Source organism: Thermosynechococcus sp. (assembly GCF_025999095.1).
Lineage (GTDB): Bacteria > Cyanobacteriota > Cyanobacteriia > Thermosynechococcales > Thermosynechococcaceae > Thermosynechococcus.
Genome location: NZ_AP024678.1, coordinates 511682 through 528242, shown reverse-complemented (window position 1 = coordinate 528242; position 16561 = coordinate 511682). Strand labels below are relative to the sequence as shown.

At 55.5% G+C, this 16561-nt stretch carries 16 protein-coding genes and 1 tRNA gene; 13 read left to right on the top strand and 4 right to left on the bottom strand.

Annotation, left to right across the window (positions count from 1 at the left end):
* Positions 1-19: 19 nt before the first annotated feature.
* Both Q0W94_RS02650 and Q0W94_RS02645 read left to right on the top strand, forming a co-directional pair.
* On the top strand, positions 20-1252 hold the full coding sequence (locus Q0W94_RS02650; RefSeq protein WP_297760732.1) for an LL-diaminopimelate aminotransferase: 1233 nt from the start codon (positions 20-22) through the stop codon (positions 1250-1252).
* 9 nt (positions 1253-1261) lie between these two features.
* Positions 1262-3805: an O-antigen ligase family protein gene (locus tag Q0W94_RS02645; protein ID WP_297760730.1), complete on the top strand. Its 2544-nt coding sequence runs from the start codon at positions 1262-1264 to the stop codon at positions 3803-3805.
* A 27-nt stretch (positions 3806-3832) separates the two neighbouring features.
* Here the strand turns inward: Q0W94_RS02645 and Q0W94_RS02640 are convergent.
* Positions 3833-3906, bottom strand: a tRNA-Met gene (locus tag Q0W94_RS02640).
* A gap of 265 nt (positions 3907-4171) precedes the next feature.
* Between Q0W94_RS02640 and Q0W94_RS02635 the strand changes: the two genes are divergently transcribed.
* The 9 genes from Q0W94_RS02635 (at position 4172) to nagA (ending at position 12787) form a co-directional block, all read left to right on the top strand.
* Complete coding sequence (locus Q0W94_RS02635; RefSeq protein ID WP_297760727.1) at positions 4172-4348, top strand: hypothetical protein; 177 nt, start codon at positions 4172-4174, stop codon at positions 4346-4348.
* Between the two features lie 67 nt (positions 4349-4415).
* Positions 4416-4778, top strand: a complete 363-nt coding sequence (locus Q0W94_RS02630) for a hypothetical protein (protein ID WP_297760724.1) — start codon at positions 4416-4418, stop codon at positions 4776-4778.
* A 51-nt stretch (positions 4779-4829) separates the two neighbouring features.
* Positions 4830-5528, top strand: coding sequence for a response regulator transcription factor (locus Q0W94_RS02625; protein ID WP_297760721.1), 699 nt, complete (start codon positions 4830-4832; stop codon positions 5526-5528).
* Positions 5529-5601: 73 nt separating this feature from the next.
* Complete coding sequence (gene leuS / locus Q0W94_RS02620) at positions 5602-8169, top strand: leucine--tRNA ligase (RefSeq protein WP_297760718.1); 2568 nt, start codon at positions 5602-5604, stop codon at positions 8167-8169.
* Positions 8170-8272: 103 nt separating this feature from the next.
* Complete coding sequence (locus Q0W94_RS02615; RefSeq protein ID WP_024125360.1) at positions 8273-8479, top strand: DUF2839 domain-containing protein; 207 nt, start codon at positions 8273-8275, stop codon at positions 8477-8479.
* 7 nt (positions 8480-8486) lie between these two features.
* Entirely contained in the window at positions 8487-9734 is a 1248-nt protein-coding gene (locus Q0W94_RS02610; RefSeq protein ID WP_297760715.1) for a D-alanyl-D-alanine carboxypeptidase, read from the top strand.
* 2 nt (positions 9735-9736) lie between these two features.
* Complete coding sequence (locus Q0W94_RS02605; RefSeq protein ID WP_297760712.1) at positions 9737-11368, top strand: helicase HerA domain-containing protein; 1632 nt, start codon at positions 9737-9739, stop codon at positions 11366-11368.
* Between the two features lie 52 nt (positions 11369-11420).
* Complete coding sequence (locus Q0W94_RS02600) at positions 11421-11648, top strand: ferredoxin family protein (RefSeq protein WP_297762336.1); 228 nt, start codon at positions 11421-11423, stop codon at positions 11646-11648.
* The gene (gene nagA, locus Q0W94_RS02595) at positions 11645-12787 is read left to right on the top strand and encodes an N-acetylglucosamine-6-phosphate deacetylase (protein ID WP_297760708.1); all 1143 of its coding nucleotides are present in this window, start codon (positions 11645-11647) and stop codon (positions 12785-12787) included. Before Q0W94_RS02600 ends, nagA begins: the two co-directional genes overlap by 4 nt.
* Here the strand turns inward: nagA and Q0W94_RS02590 are convergent.
* Positions 12762-13034, bottom strand: a complete 273-nt coding sequence (locus tag Q0W94_RS02590; RefSeq protein ID WP_297760705.1) for a CD225/dispanin family protein — start codon at positions 13032-13034, stop codon at positions 12762-12764. The genes nagA and Q0W94_RS02590 overlap by 26 nt on opposite strands.
* 210 nt (positions 13035-13244) lie before the next feature.
* Here Q0W94_RS02590 and Q0W94_RS02585 point away from each other — a divergent pair, with 210 nt between their 5' ends.
* Both Q0W94_RS02585 and Q0W94_RS02580 read left to right on the top strand, forming a co-directional pair.
* Positions 13245-14114, top strand: a complete 870-nt coding sequence (locus Q0W94_RS02585) for a tetratricopeptide repeat protein (protein ID WP_297760703.1) — start codon at positions 13245-13247, stop codon at positions 14112-14114.
* Position 14115: 1 nt separating this feature from the next.
* Positions 14116-14655: an N-acetyltransferase gene (locus tag Q0W94_RS02580; protein ID WP_297760699.1), complete on the top strand. Its 540-nt coding sequence runs from the start codon at positions 14116-14118 to the stop codon at positions 14653-14655.
* Here Q0W94_RS02580 and recA read toward each other — a convergent pair.
* Both recA and Q0W94_RS02570 read right to left on the bottom strand, forming a co-directional pair.
* Positions 14622-15680, bottom strand: a complete 1059-nt coding sequence (gene recA / locus Q0W94_RS02575; RefSeq protein ID WP_297760696.1) for a recombinase RecA — start codon at positions 15678-15680, stop codon at positions 14622-14624. The genes Q0W94_RS02580 and recA overlap by 34 nt on opposite strands.
* Before the next feature lie 68 nt (positions 15681-15748).
* Entirely contained in the window at positions 15749-16555 is an 807-nt protein-coding gene (locus tag Q0W94_RS02570; RefSeq protein WP_297760692.1) for a hypothetical protein, read from the bottom strand.
* Positions 16556-16561 lie beyond the last annotated feature (6 nt).

Genomic DNA, 16561 nt, shown 5'->3' with positions numbered 1-16561 from the left:
GTTGCCACTCAACCGCACTATGGCCTTTGTTAACGCAAACTACCTCAAACTCAAAGCAGGGTATCTCTTTCCAGAAATTGCCCGCCGTGTCAATCAATTTTTGCAAGCCCATCCCAATGCCCCCCTGATTCGCCTAGGGATTGGCGATGTCACCGAACCGCTGCCGGCGGCCTGTCGGCAGGCGATGATCAAAGCCGTCGAAGAAATGGGCGATCGCGCCACCTTCAAAGGCTATGGCCCTGAGCAGGGGTATCCCTGGCTGCGGGAAAAAATTGCTGCCCACGACTTCCAAGCGCGGGGCTGTGACATTGATGCCAGTGAAATTTTTATCTCTGATGGCTCCAAGTGCGACACCGGCAATATCCTGGACATTTTTGGCAGCAACAACCGCATTGCGGTTACAGACCCCGTCTATCCCGTCTATGTGGATACCAATGTCATGGCAGGGCATACGGGCGAAGCCAATGAACGGGGGGAGTACGCTGGACTGGTCTATTTGCCAATTACCGCTGAAAACCACTTCACTGCCACGCTACCCAGTGAACCTGTGGACCTCATCTACCTCTGCTTCCCCAACAACCCCACCGGAGCCGTGGCCGCGCGGGAGCATTTGCAGGCCTGGGTAGACTATGCCCGTGCCCACAAAGCAATCATCTTCTTCGATGCTGCCTACGAAGCCTTTATTACCGATCCGGCTATTCCCCACTCGATCTATGAAATCCCGGGTGCCCGCGAGTGCGCCATTGAATTCCGTTCCTTCTCCAAAAATGCCGGCTTTACGGGAACCCGCTGCGCTTTTACCGTTGTGCCCAAGGATCTCAAGGGAGAAACCAGCGGTGGTGAAGTGGTGCAGCTCTGGTCGCTTTGGCTACGGCGACAATCCACGAAGTTTAATGGCGTCTCCTACATTGTGCAGCGGGGCGCCGAAGCTGTCTATTCTGAAGCCGGCCAAGCCCAAGTACGGGAATTGGTGACCTTTTATATGGAAAATGCCCGTCTTATCCGCGAAAAACTGACCCAAGCAGGCTTTGAGGTCTATGGCGGCGTCAATGCCCCCTACGTTTGGCTGAAGACACCTGCCGGTATGGGTAGTTGGGACTTTTTCGATAAATTACTGCACACCTGCTTTGTAGTGGGTACCCCCGGTGCTGGCTTCGGGGCCGCGGGCGAGGGTTATCTGCGTCTTTCGGCCTTCAATAGCCGCGAGAACGTGGTTGAGGCCATGGACCGGGTCGTGGCAGCCTTTGCTTGAGGAGACTGGATGAGCCAGGGGGAAAGCTGGCAGGAAAAAGCCGCTAGGCAAGAAGGGATATTGCTGGGGCTCCTCAGCGCAGCCGGCTATGCCCTTTTTACCCTTCTGCCGGACAGTCACAGCCTGATGGTAGCTTGGCCTTGGGTACTCCTGTGGCAAGCGGCAGTGGGGGTGCCTCTTCTTTGGTTTTTGCAGGTGTTGGCCTATCAACGGCGGGTGCAGCCCTTGGGGAATGGCTTTGATGGCGTGGTGCTGTTACTCCTGTTGGCATTGGGGATTTCTGGAACCTTGAGTGCCTTTCCCAATCAGGCTCGCTGGTATGGCTGGGCACTCTTGGGGGGAATCGCTGTCCTTTATCCGCTGGGGGCTTGGTTGCGCACTCCAGAGCGACGCTGGCAAATCGTCCGCTTTCAAGGCTATCTCACTGCCCTCGTGATCTTTGTCAGTTTAAGCCTTTGGCTGGGCACAACGATCACCACGGCAATTTTTGATACCCCCCAAGGATTATCCCCCCACCTCAATGGGGACAGTTTGGAACTCCGCAACTGGGCACCCTTTGGCCACCAAAACTATGTGGCGGGCTATCTGCTGCTAGCGTTGCCTTTGGTGGGACTTTTGGCCATTGAAGCAGAAGCCAGTGAACCGTGGTGGCGATCGCGCCCATTTTGGATTGTCGTGCTGCTTTTGGGTCTAGTCACCCTCTACACCACATTTTCACGGGGGGGCGGCCTCGGCTTGCTGGCAATGGTGATTCCCCTTGGGGTGGGTTGGATTTGGCACTATCGCTGCCAGCGCCGCTCTGGGTGGGGATTCTTGGCTTTGGTGGGCTTAGCAATGGTTGCTCTGGCCAACGATCGCCTCCGACGCAGCTTAGCGGCTCTTTTGCAGGGAGGACAAGGGAGCGAACTGGCCTACCGCTGGATTACCAGTATAGTTGGCTGGCGCATGGGAGCTGCCCAGCCTCTTAGGGGGAATGGCTTGGGCAGTGTGCCCCTCTGGTATCAGCACTATCGTCCGGGCTGGGCTGGCCGCGAAGCGGAGTGGATTTATCAGCTCCACAGTACTCCTGTGCAAGTGTGGGCAGAGCTGGGGATCGGTGGGACAGCCGCTTTGGCTTTAGGGGTAGGGCTCCTCGTCTATTGGGGCAGCCGCTACCGTCGCTGGTGGCCGAACTTAGAAGAGCGGGAACAACGGCTGGCGATCGCCCTCTACCTCGCCCTTTGGGGCTATGGGGTTCTCAGTCTCACCGATTTTCAGCTCGATAACGTCGGTATTGGTGGCCTCTTTCTGATTGAACTGACACTCCTAACCACCCTGATTCGCAGTGGTCAGGGTCAAATCCCTCCCGAACGGTTACGAACCCGCTGGGCACTCTCTCTGGTGGCTGCTGGTCTGGGGATCATCGTGGCAATGGTGGCTTGGCTCACCCCTATCCATCGCGCTTGGAGCAGCAGCAGCGCAGGCTTCCTAGCACTTTTGACGCGCCCCCCCGACTGGAATCAATTTAGCGAAAAGCTCTTCCATGCCCAGGAACTCGCCCCTTGGGAACCCTACTATCCGCTGCAACTGGGCTGGAACTATGGTCAACGAGCCATGATGACAGATAACCCGACGGCCCAGAGCAATCTCTTGCGTACTGCCATCCTGGAGTTTGAGAAAGGCATTGCCCTGTCTCCCCACCTCGAGTTTGGCTATAGTAATCTGGCATGGCTTTACTGGCGCAGTGGCAATTTTGCAGCAGCAATTCCTACCTTTGTGAAAGCGGCTCAATTGGTACCCGCTAAACGGGGGAATTTTCTGGGACTAGGCTTAGCCCTCATTGGTGCTGATCAACCCCAACTTGCCACCCAAGCCTTGACCCTTGAGGTGCTGCGCCATCCCATCTTCATCACCAGTCCAGCTTGGCGGGTGGCCCCTTTGGCACCCTTTTACCAGCCAGTTTTGAAGGCGGTCACGGAGCGCTATCGTCAGCTAGGGCAGGAAATTCCCAGCGATCGCCCCGCCGGAGACTATGTGCGTCAAGTGTCAACCCTACTGCGCTGGTGGCAAGGGGAATTGCCCGCGGCTACTGACCCCCTCGCTGTGTGGCTGCGCCCCTTGGCCAACCCCAGGGAGACGACACTAAAGGCTCCCACAACGCTGGCAGTCTTTCTCAAGGCGTGGGCTGCCCCCAACAACCGCCGTGACCTCCTGGCCTCCATTTGGTCGGGTAGCCCAGAGCAACTGGAACAACTCGTGCGCTCCATGACCGGTCAGCCAACCCCCCTTGATTGGCTGCGTTCTGCGGCACCTGCCGTTGCCATTACCTATACCCGCGCCGGTTTTGGCGTGAATAGCCGCCACATTGATGGCCCTCAACCCACAGACTTTTTCATTGCCATTGACAACTTGCCGATGGTAACTCTGTTTGCACCGCTGTGGCCAGACAACTACTTTTTGCCCGAACTGGATCAAGCGCTAGAGGGCGATCGCCAGCGTCTTATTGCTGCCCTGCACCAAATCAAGGCCGACACCCATGCATCAGCCGAGCACAAAGACATCGGGAGTCAGTAGGCTCTGGGATTCCTTTAAAACTTGAAATGGCGGGGCATGGATTTGAACCATGGACCTTCGGGTTATGAGCCCGACGAGCTACCAGACTGCTCTACCCCGCGTTGCTTTAGCCTACTTAGCATAGCGTATTGTCTAGGGGCTTGGCAAGCGATCGCCAGCGGATTGACAACCCTTTTTTGCATAGAACGGGCTCAAAACAGCAAAAGCTCCAATTGAAAAGAATTTCATCCCCTTGAGCTATCCCCTGTTTTAGAAACAGCGCCATCAGTAAATAAAATACTATTGAAGAAATAGATTATTTTAATTATCTGACTCAGACTAGATGTAGCAGCGCTAACTTACAAAACCCGCAAAAGTAAACTAACCATGTGCCTACCTCCTCCGCTCCTCAGTACACTCCAAGAAATCTATCAACACCAAGCCTCAATGCTCTCTGAGAGCCCCCTGCCAACCGAAAACCAGCTTCTTCTTCTGATTGAGGCACTCCCAGAAGCAACCCGTGCCACCCTAGCAACACTGCTGATGTGCTACTCTCAGAGCTAACGCGTCTGTGCCCATCAACTTGGCCTAGCTCTTGGCACTAGAGGGTGAAATCCTCAATCTACTTGGTGTGACATCCCCAGTACGCCCTCTGTTGACACCGCCAGTCCTACAGAAGCTGCAAAACTATCTGCCATGGTTTAGGAAGGCCAGCCAGATTGCCCAGAATCACCTCGGTTGCGACCTTGTGCGTAACTACTGGTTGATTACCCGCCCTAACAATGCCTGGCTGCGCACCATTCGGGTTGAGACCTTTTACAATGCCCAAGGGTCTGCTCCCGATCGCTACCTCAACGAGGAGCAGCAAGATCTGTTACAAGTGTGGTTAGAGCAATTTATTCTCTACTGCTATCGCCTTTTACCCACGCTCCCAGCAGAGGCAATGGCAGCAGGAATTCCTGTTCCTCCTCAATTGCTACAAGCAGCGGCCTAACTCAAAAAGACCTTGCTCAAACTTTGGTGTCCGTCGGCCATCAATTGAATTGTGGAGCACATTCTGCTACTAGAGGATGAAACGGAACTAGCCGACCCCTTAGGTCACATCCTACGTCAAGAGGGCTACCACGTTGACGTGGCCTATGATGGTGAAACGGCTCAAGCCTACTGGCAAAGGCAGCGCCCCTACCACCTATTGATTTTGGATTGGATGGTACCCCCGCCCACAGGGCTAGAACTCTGTCAACGATGGCGCCAAGCCGGTGATGAGACCCCCGTTCTCTTCCTCACTGCTCGGGATACCGTCGATGACCGAGTATGCGGTCTGGATGCCGGTGCCGATGACTATTTGGTGAAGCCCTTTGAACTACGGGAATTGCTGGCACGGGTACGGGCACTGCTGCGACGGCGGCATACGATGGGGTGTACAGCCCCCATTCTTTGCTGGCAGGATTTGCGTTTAGATGTTGAAGGTCGTTTGCTCTACCGGGGACAACAGTGCATCTGCCTGTCGGAAAAGGAAACGGCACTTTTGGCGCTCTTCCTCAAGCACCCGACGGAACTGCTCAGCCATGAATTGATTGCCAGTCAACTGTGGCCGGATCAGCCCTGTGTCAATCGCAACCTATTGGCAGCCCAGATCCGGCTCCTACGGCGCAAAATTGAGCATAGGGATGAACCCTCCCTGATTCAAACGGTCTATGGTCAAGGCTATCGGCTACGTCCGGTTGCTGCACCTGAAAGCTAAGGCCACCGTTGCAGCATCTTGGAGGGTGAGGGGCCAGATACAATAGATAAGCTGTTCTTTCGGGAAAACTGTTGTGGACGATCGCTACGACCCCCAAGTGATTGAGGCCAAGTGGCAACAGGAATGGGCTGCACGCCAACTGGATCGCACCGACACCGATCCGCAAAAGCCCAAATTCTATGCCCTCTCCATGTTTCCCTACCCCTCAGGGAATCTGCACATGGGGCACGTCCGCAACTATACGATTACCGATGTCATTGCCCGCTGTCGGCGGATGCAGGGTTACCGCGTTCTCCACCCCATGGGCTGGGATGCCTTTGGCCTGCCGGCGGAAAATGCCGCCATTGAACGGGGCATTCATCCCCGCCTTTGGACACACCAGAATATTGGCCAAATGCGCCAAGAACTGCAACGCCTTGGCCTCTCCTACGATTGGGAACGGGAGGTGACCACCTGTAACCCCGACTACTACCGCTGGACACAATGGCTGTTTTTGGAATTTTTTGAGGCGGGCTTGGCCTACCAGAAAGAGGCAGCGGTGAACTGGGATCCCGTGGATCAAACGGTTTTGGCCAATGAGCAGGTGGACAGCGAGGGACGGTCCTGGCGATCGGGGGCCTTGGTGGAACGGCGACTGCTTAAGCAATGGTTCCTGAAAATTACCGCCTATGCCGAGGAACTGCTGAATGACTTGGCACAACTGACCGGCTGGCCAGAGCGGGTGAAATTAATGCAGGCCAACTGGATCGGTCAGTCCACCGGTGCCTATTTGGAATTCCCAATTGTGGGCAGCGATGAGAAAATTGGTGTTTTTACCACCCGTCCCGATACCGTCTACGGCGTAACATACGTGGTGCTGGCGCCAGAACATCCCCTCACACTGAAAGTGACCACGAGCCGCCGCCGCAAAACTGTCGAAGCCTTTATTGCCAGTGTGCAACAGGAAAGTGAACTGGAACGTACAGCCGGCGATCGCCCCAAACGGGGTGTGGCCACCGGCGGCAAAGCCCTAAATCCCTTTACCGGCGAAGCAATCCCCATTTGGATTGCCGATTATGTCCTCTACGAATACGGTACCGGTGCCGTGATGGGTGTACCTGCCCACGATGAGCGGGACTTTCAGTTTGCCAAAGCCCACAAGCTCCCCATTCGCCAGGTGATTATCCCCCCAGACGGCAAAGCCAGTGCCCGCCCCAAGGCCGCCTATACAGAGCCGGGGAGATTGATCAACAGTGGTCAATTTGATGGCATGGACTCCACCGCCGCTAAAGTAGCGATTACCGAATACGCAGCGGCTCAAGGCTGGGGACGGGCGCAAGTGCAGTATCGGCTGCGGGATTGGCTCATTTCCCGCCAACGCTATTGGGGCGTCCCCATTCCCATCATCCACTGTCCGCAGTGTGGGCCAGTGCCGGTGCCGCGCTCCGAATTACCGGTGCTCCTCCCTGAAGACGTGGAGTTTACCGGTCGCGGGCCTTCTCCCTTGGCGAAGCTTGCTGCATGGCGCGATGTCCCCTGCCCGCAGTGTGGTGGGCCGGCTCAGCGGGAAACGGATACCATGGACACGTTCATTGACTCCTCTTGGTACTACTTCCGCTACGCTGATGCTCGCAACAGTGCAGCCCCCTTTGACCCCGCAGCCATCAGGGACTGGTTACCGGTGGATCAGTACGTGGGGGGAATTGAGCACGCCATTCTACATTTGCTCTACTCGCGCTTTTTTACCAAAGTCTTGCGCGATCGCCAGCTCGTGCATGTGAGTGAACCCTTTCAGCGACTGCTTACCCAAGGCATGGTTCAAGGGCGCACCTACAAAAATCCGCGCACTGGTAAATACATCATTCCCAGCCGCATCGCCGATCTCAACCAACCCACCGACCCCGACACCGGGGAAGCCCTAGAGGTGGTCTACGAGAAAATGTCCAAGTCGAAGTACAACGGCGTTGCTCCTGGCGATGTCATCCAACAGTACGGCGCCGACACAGCGCGGATGTTTATCCTCTTCAAAGCGCCCCCCGAAAAAGACCTGGAATGGGACGATGCTGATGTTGAAGGGCAGTTTCGCTTTCTCAACCGCGTCTGGCGACTCGTACAAACCTTCAAAGCCAAGGGGGGTCGGCTGGGGCAACCCCTGCCCACAACCCTAACCAAAGCCGAAAAAGATCTGCGCCGTGCCATTCACACAGCCATTAAAGAAATCAGTGAGGACATTGAAGGTGACTATCAACTGAATACGGCTGTTGCTGAACTCATGAAACTCAGTAATGCCCTCAGCAGTGCCGACTGCTACACCTCTGGGGTCTATAGCGAAGGCATCCAAACCCTACTCACCCTCCTTGCTCCCTTTGCCCCCCACATCAGCGAAGAACTTTGGCACCAACTGGGGGGCACTGATTCAATTCACCGCCAGCCTTGGCCAAAAGCAGACCCCACTGCCCTCGTTGCCGATGAAATTACCCTTGTCATTCAGGTCATGGGTAAAACCCGTGGCGCGATCCAAGTGCCAGCCGCTGCCAGCCAAGCCGAACTTGAGGAAGCTGCCAAGCACTCAGAGATTGGCCAACGCTATCTCGCGGGTAAAACCATTAAAAAAGTCATTGTTGTGCCGGGCAAGTTGGTGAACTTCGTCCTAGAGTCCTAAAGGTAAGCCCGTGGCCGCGGTTGCTCTAGAGACTGGTCCAGATTGCTCACCATTGCTCCCCAAAAGCTCTAGGATAGGGACTGTAACTGTTCTGGCAGCAACTATGGGTGAGGCAAAACGGCGCAAAGAAACCCTCGGTGAGGCCTACGGTCAACAACAGGGGGGCTGGCTAAAAAAGGAGCAACTGTTGCTGATTCAGAAATGGGTGACGCGAGGAACGTGGCTGGGGATTGGCCTACTAGTGGTGATTTGGTTAACAGTGCGTTTTATCGGCCCCAGTTTCGGCTGGTGGGAATTGACGGTGAATTAGAGGGCCCATGTTGGAGCTATTGGCAGCAGTAGCATGGTACTGGGGACAGCCGCCCTTTGAGGCTCTCAAAGCAGTGATTTTTCCCTATAATGCGGCGCTGTATCAGTATCGCGATCGCTACCTGCAAACGCTAGCTGAAGAAGGCTTTGCCCCCAGCCAACAGGGGATTTGGATTCAAAGTGCCCAGCAGTTACTCGTAAACCACCAGGGCGATCGCCCCCTTGCTGCTGCATCGGTCACCAAAATCGCCACGAGCCTCGCTGTGCTCGACAAATACCCCTTTGACTATCAGTTCCTCACTCGCATTGGCACGACAGGCAGGCTAGACAATGGTGTGCTCAGGGGGGATTTGGTCTTGATTGGCGGCAATGATCCCCTCTTTGTTTGGGAGGAAGCGATCGCCCTCGGGAACGCCCTCAATCGCTTGGGGATTCGCCACGTGCAAGGGAACCTAGTCATCGTCCCTCCCTTTATGATGAATTTTTACCCTGAGCTACAGACCAGCGCAGCACTATTTAAACTTGCCCTAGATCATCGCCGTTGGACCCCCGAAATTGCCGCGGCCTATGCCCAGCACCTCAAGGAACAACCGCGCCCCCAAGTGAGTATTGCCGGTCGCACACGCTTCCAAGGCACAATCCCTGCCAAGGTCACAATTCGCCTAGAGCATCGCTCCCTGCCCTTGGGGGAAATTGTGCGGCAAATGAATATCTACAGCAACAATCAGATTGCTGAAAGCCTCGCTGAAATGGCGGGGGGGGCGGCGGCGGTTGCTCAGGTGGCAGCCCGTAAAGCCCAGGTGCCTGCCCAGGAAATTCAACTGATCAATGGCTCAGGTCTAGGGGAAGAGAATCGCATTTCCCCACGGGCTGCTTGCGGGATGCTCTTTGCCCTCCAACAGGCGTTGGCGGCGAAAAACCACAGCTTGGCAGAGGTGCTCGCTATGGCGGGACGCGACGGCGGCACATTAGAGGATCGGCAATTGCCTGCGGCAACACTAGTGAAAACCGGTTCCCTTTGGAGTGTGAGTGCCCTTGTGGGGGTCTTGCCGACGGCTCAATACGGCACTGTCTGTTTTGCATTCCTGAATGGTGGCAGCAACCTAGAGGGCTTTCGGCGGGCACAGGATCGCTATGTGCAGCACCTCAGTCAAACCCTCCAACCGCCTCAACGACCGGGGGCGGAATTCCGCAGCCAAGCTGGTGCTCCCCGCTTTGGCGATCCCCAACGGATCCAAGTTGTGACAGCGCAATAAAGATGACGGCTCAACAACTGGGAATAGTCGTCCAAGGCTCCCTCAGTCAAGGCCTTGAAGTGCGACTCAGCGGTCAGGTTTCAGTGGAGGAACTGCGGGTGGGGCAATTTTTGGTGGTGCAAGGCCGGCGAGGGCGCTTCTTTTGCCTGCTGACCGATGTTGCTCTCGGCACTGCCAATCCCCGCATTCTCCTCAATCCCCCCGCCCTTGAAGATACCTTTTTGCAGGAGGTGCTGGCGGGCAGTGGCACCTTTGCCACCCTAAGTGTGGCGCCAATGGTGATGATTCTCGACGAGGAGCAGGAATTACGCCCTGTGAAAACCATTCCTGCCCACTTCAGTCCGGTTTACGAAGCTAGTGAACGGGACTTTCGCGCCGTCTTTGGCTGGGAGGATGATCCGCAGCGGCGCAACTTTGCCATTGGTACGCCCTTGGATATGGCGGTGCCCATTTGTTTGGATTTAGATCGCTTTGTCGAGCGCAGCAATGGCGTATTTGGCAAGTCGGGAACGGGCAAGTCCTTTTTGACGCGGCTGTTGTTGTCGGGGATTATCCGCAAACAGGCGGCGGTGAACCTGATTTTTGATATGCACTCGGAGTATGGCTGGGAGGCCACCCGGGAAGGCAAGCAACTGAGTACCGTTAAGGGATTGCGGCAACTGTTTCCAAGCCAAGTAAAGATCTATACCCTTGACCCGGAATCCACCCAACGGCGGGGTGTGCGCGACGCCCAGGAACTCTACATTGGGTTTGATCAAATCGAGGTCGAGGACTTGGCGCTGGTGCAGGCAGAACTCAACCTCCCGGAGGCCAGCCTCGAAAATGCCATGATTCTGCGCAATGAGTTTGGCAAAGGCTGGATCACTCGCCTGCTGATGATGACCAATCAGGAGATTCAGGAGTTTTGTGAAACGAAAATGGGCAGCAAGGCTTCCATCATGGCGCTGCAGCGCAAACTCACGCGGCTAGAACAACTGAAGTACCTACGGAATACCTGCGCTAAAAACTACATCGGTCAGATTTTAGAGACCCTGGCTGCCGGTCACCATGTGGTCATTGAGTTTGGCTCCCAAGCCAATATGCTCTCCTATATGCTGGCAACCAATATTATTGCCCGTCGCATCCATCAAGCCTACGTCCAGCAATCGGAGGTGTTTTTACAGACCAAAAATCCCAGCGATCGCCCCCGTCAACTGGTAATCACTATTGAGGAGGCCCACCGCTTCCTGGATCCTGCCACTGTAAGGCAAACCATTTTTGGCACGATCGCCCGCGAAATGCGCAAGTATTTCGTGACCTTGCTAGTTGTGGATCAACGGCCTTCGGGCATTGATAGCGAAATCATGTCCCAAATCGGTACTCGTATTACTGCCCTTCTCAACGATGAAAAAGACATTGAGGCAATTTTCACGGGGGTGCCCGGATCACAGCAGTTGCGTTCGGTGTTAGCAAAGCTAGATTCTAAACAACAGGCTCTGGTTCTTGGCCATGCAGTGCCGATGCCGGTGGTGATTCAAACCCGTAGCTATGATGAAAGGTTCTATGGGGAAATCGGCGATCGCGACTGGCAGGAACTACCCACACCTGCGCTCTTAGAGGCAGCTGAAGCGGCTAAGTCAGATTTGGGGATTTAGCCGCGGGATTTACAATTGATAGGTGAATTCCATTCTCAGTGAGGAAAACACTGTGGCCCACACCATTGTCACCAATACCTGTGAAGGGGTTGCTGATTGCGTCGAGGCCTGCCCGGTGGCCTGTATCCATCCAGGGCCGGGCAAAAATACCAAAGGTACGGATTGGTTCTGGATTGATTTTGCCACTTGCATTGACTGCGGTATCTGTCTGCAGGTGTGTCCTGTCGAGGGGGCAATTGTGCCCGAAGAACGTCCTGATTTACAAGCAACGCCCGCATGATGGCGCCGCAATGGCTGGATCGGGTCCGGCTTTTGGGGCGCGATCGCCTGCAACAGGTCCAACTTGCCGATGGCAAGGTAGTCGCCATTGGCGCAGATTTAATTCCACCGCAAGCGGTTGGCGTTGTTGATTTTGCTGGTGATTATCTCTCCTTGGGGGGGGTGGATTTACAAATTAACGGTGCCTTAGGCATTCCTTTTTCGGGCTTGAAGACGGCAGCACCGCTGCCTAAAATTAGTCGCTACCTTTGGCAACAGGGGATTGATGCCTATGCCCCCACCATCGTAACTGCTCCCTTAGGGGCAATTCACACCGCTTTGGGACTGATTCACCAGTATGTGCCAAATTCGCTGGAGCCAGAAGCTAAGATTCTCGGCGTCCATTTAGAGGGGCCGTTTCTCAATCCCCACAAGCGGGGGGCCCACCCCCAAGAGTATCTGCAACCCTTGACCTTGGAAGCCGTTCAAGCGGTTCTGGCAGCGTTTAGCCCAGCAGTGTGCATTCTCACCCTAGCGCCGGAACTAGATACAAGCCATCAGGTTTTGCCCTACTTGCGGAAGTTAGGAATTACCGTCAGTTTAGGGCACTCCATGGCCACCCTCGCGCAGGCCCAGGCGGCTTTTGAGGCGGGTGCCACCATGATTACCCATGCCTTTAATGCGATGCCTCCCCTCCACCATCGAGAGCCGGGACTGTTAGCGGCTGCCTTGACCGATCAGCGGGTCTGGTGTGGAGTGATTGCCGATGGGGTTCATGTTCACCCGCAAATGCTGCGGCTGTTGTGGCAATGCGCGGGCGATCGCCTGTTTTTAGTCAGTGATGCGCTGGCACCGCTGGGGTTAGGGGATGGCCTGTACCCTTGGGATGAGCGGCACATTGAGGTTAAAAATGGCACTGCACGATTGGCCGATGGCACCCTCTGCGGTACCACAGTGCCGCTTCTGGCCATGGTGGGACGATTGGTGGACTGGGGAGTGTGCAATTTTGAAGCAGCGTTAACATTGGCGACGGTAAACCCGCGCCGGGCTCTGGGCTTGAGGACTGAACTATTACAACAACCGGCCACTCACCTGTTGCGCTGGCGATCGCCTGACCATTATGAACGCCTGCCGGCTACTTGCCCCCCTGCTCGGCCATAATTGAGAGAACTATGAGCACCGCATAAAGAACAGTTCCCAGCAATCCTAAAATGACGGCAATCCAAGTGAACAACTTGGCCTTATTTGAGGCATCGAGCGCCCCGGCGCGATCCCCAGCGGCCAATTTTGAGTCAACTTGGGCGGCAAAGATAATTGCAATAACCCCAACAGGTAAACAACAACAAAGTGTTGAAAGAATCGCTGGAACAAGATAGTTGGGGATGTTTTGATCTGCACCTCTTGACATTTAAGTTTCCTCAAAAACACATTTAATTTTGTTTAGAAAATGTGAAGAAAAATATAAATTGAGACCCTAGCCAAGGTCTAAACTAATCTATTGTTTTTCAGCAAGCAAGCGTCTTGGCGCCAAGGTGGCAGCAGCAAACACCAAATGCTGACAGGTTGTGGCAAACTAAAGAGGAATCTCCCCTGCTCAGTTCACACCGAGACGCCCACCGTGTTTAAAACAACTGCCCGCTTTGTCCTTGGTCTTAGTCTAGCCCTCCTGAGTAGCAGTGTAGCCACAGCCCAAGTGGTGCTGCCGCGCACCCTTGAACTCAATGCCAAGGAGATGGAACAAAATGGTTTTATCGTGGCACAAGAAGCCCTGCAACTGGCCCAGTTCCAGCAATTTCAAGATGCGTTGGTGCGGGCAAAACTGGCAGTGCAGTTGGCACCCCGAGCCTACGAAATTTGGGCCTTACTGGGGGGGCTCTACCTAACAGTTAATCAACCCAAGGACGCGGTGCCAGCCCTAGAGCAGTCTTTGAAACTCAAAGACAAAAATCCAGGGGCTTATTTCAACTTAGGCGCTGCTCATTTTCGCCTGGGGCACTATGGAGCCGCAGCGCGGGCGATCGCGCAGGGATTGGCTCTCAAACCTGATGCCACAGAGGAATGGTTTAATCTGGGCAATGCCTATCTCAAACTGGGAGAAAAGGAGCAGGCGATCGCGCAATACCGCCGTGTCCTGCGTTTGGATCGTCAGTTTTGGCCAGCCTACACCAACATTGGTTTGGTGCTCTATGAGCAAGGCAGGATTCAGCAGGCGGCAAAGAACTGGGAACGGGCGGCAGAGATTGACCCCAAGGCCAGTGAGCCTAAACTGGCCTTGGCAACGGCTCTCCTCCAACTGGGGCAAGAAGCAAGGGCACTCCAACTGGCAGAGGAAGCGCTGCGTCTCGATAGCCGCTACGGCACGGTGGAGTTTCAACGGGAGAACCTCTGGGGCGATCGCTTAGTGGCGGATACGCAAACCCTATTGGCCAAGCCCCCCCTGCGGGCACTGATGAGCCAACTGGAGCAATCTGCCCTGCCTCAGCCCTAGCATGATTGAGATTCGGGCAGCGGAGATCACCGACTTGCCAAGTGTGGCTCAGCTGGTGGCGCTGAGTTTTCATCCCGGTGGCGGTTGGCAAGCCCTTTGGCGCGGTTTTCTCCAGTTGGGGATTGAGCAGGATTTGCGCGATCGCTGGCAGCGCGAGCGTCCCCACTACCACTGTTGGCTAGCCGTCATCCCGATAGGACACGCTTCTCGCTGTGTAGGAAGTGTTGAGGTGCATCTCCGTGAGATCAAGGGTCAACCCAGCCCTTATCTCTCTAACTTGGCCGTGCATCCCGACTACCGACGACGGGGCATTGGCCGGCGGCTATTACACACGGTTGAGACCCACCTTTGCTCTACCTATTCCGATCTCTATCTTCACGTCCTTGCCCAAAATCAAGCAGCGCGGCAGTTATATGACCGCTGTGGCTTTGAAGTGATTGAGGAAGGCTTCACCTTTTGGGGAGAGCGGAAACTGCTGCTGCGCAAGTCCCTCGCGAGCGATCGCCCCTATTCCCCTTCGCCAATGTCCTCATGGGTATGAGTCACCCTATTGGCAAAGCCCGCTGCTCCTTGGTCTAGCTTTTGCCGCACCTGCTGTTCAACCGCTTGGGCAAAGGTGGGGTTCTCCTCCATGTACTGAATTGTGTTGTCGCGGCCTTGGGCAAGATTTTCGCCGTTGTAGGAATACCAAGCCCCTTTGCGAGTAATCACACCGGTTTCCTCGGCCATATCGAGAATGCAGCCGAGCTTGGAAATCCCCTGGCCAAAAATAATGTCAAACTCCGCAATGCGAAAGGGAGGCGCCACCTTGTTTTTGGCGACCTTGACTTTGGCGCGAATCCCAAATTCCTCTGTTCCCTTCTTCAGGGTTTGCACCCGGCGAATATCTAGGCGCACCGAGGCATAGAACTTGAGGGCTGTTCCCCCCGTTGTCGTTTCCGGGTTACCGTAGGTGACGCCAATTTTTTGCCGCAATTGGTTCAGGAAAATCACCGTACAGCCCGTTTTACCGATATTGCCGGTAATTTTGCGCAGGGCTTGGCTCATGAGGCGGGCTTGCAGCCCCACATGGCTATCTCCCATGTCCCCTTCAATTTCAGCACGGGGCACCAAGGCAGCAACAGAGTCCACCACCACAATATCCACAGCCGTCGAGCGCACCAGTTGATCAACAATTTCTAAGCCCGCTTCTCCAGTATCCGGCTGCGCCACCAGCAGGTTTTCAATATCCACCCCTAGGGCAGCAGAATAGGTGGGATCCAGGGCATGTTCGGCATCCACAAAGGCAGCAACTCCACCGGCTTTCTGGACTTCGGCTACGGCGTGGAGGGCTAAGGTGGTTTTCCCTGAACTTTCAGGCCCATAAATTTCAATGATGCGTCCTTTGGGTAGACCGCCGCCCAACGCCAGGTCCAGGGTGAGTGCGCCACTGGAAATAGTCTCCACCTTCATGCGGGCGGCATCTCCAAGGCGCATAATGCTGCCCTTACCAAAGTTGTGTTCGATTTGGGAGATGGCAAACTCAAGGGCTTTGCGCTTTTCGGGGGAAAGGATGGTGTTACTCATAGAAGCCTGCAGAAGTTGGCACTTTTCTAAGTTAGCGGATTGGTGAAACTGACGGCCAAGAGGGAGGGTTAGATCAGCTTGCGCCGGATGACGATAGCATTGTCACCCACCACAGGATCACGCACCAGTCGGTGACCCTCGGTATCCATCACAATTACGGTCTGATACCCCAAGTCATGGGCGGTTTGCCAAAGGTTCTGCGCCAGCTGATCTTGCTTTGCAGGACTGAGATCGTACCAATGGTTGGCCAGCATTAGTTCCAGGCGCTGCTCGCTGGGGGTGAGGGTAAAGGTGGGATCAAGGGCGTTGCTGTAGCGATCGCAAATGGCCAGCAGTTGCTGGCGGACGGTGAGGCTGTCACTGACGGCAGAGGAAGGAGCGATCGCCGCCGGTGAGGGAGTGGGCAGCGGTGCGGGTGGGGGAGGTGGTGTTGCCGTTGTTGGTGGCGGGGCGGGGCGGGGTTGCACCAGCACAGTGGGTGGAGCAGGCTGGGTCGCCTTCACCGTTGACCGCGCGGGAGATTGAAACCAACGGAGAGGATTCAACCAAAGCAGAATGAAAAGGAGGGCGATCGCGATCCCGGTCAATGTGGTGCGGTTATAACGCTGCTGGAGGTGACTCGGCAGCCGTCGCTGTACCCAGCCCAGGCTCTGCCACCATAGGGCTGCCCCTCGACTGACCCATGAACGTTCGGGCTGCAATTGTTCTGTAGCGATCCCCTGCTGGGTGGCCATCCCCGTGAGTTGCTCCGTGGCTCTGCTGAGGAGGTGGCTGATCCCCTGAAGCGTGGCGATCGCTTCCCGTAACAGCAGGGGGAACAGTCTTTGCCAAAGGGTGGGCTTGGGGGAAGGACGGGGGGTCATTGGGAAGGTCAATCGAAA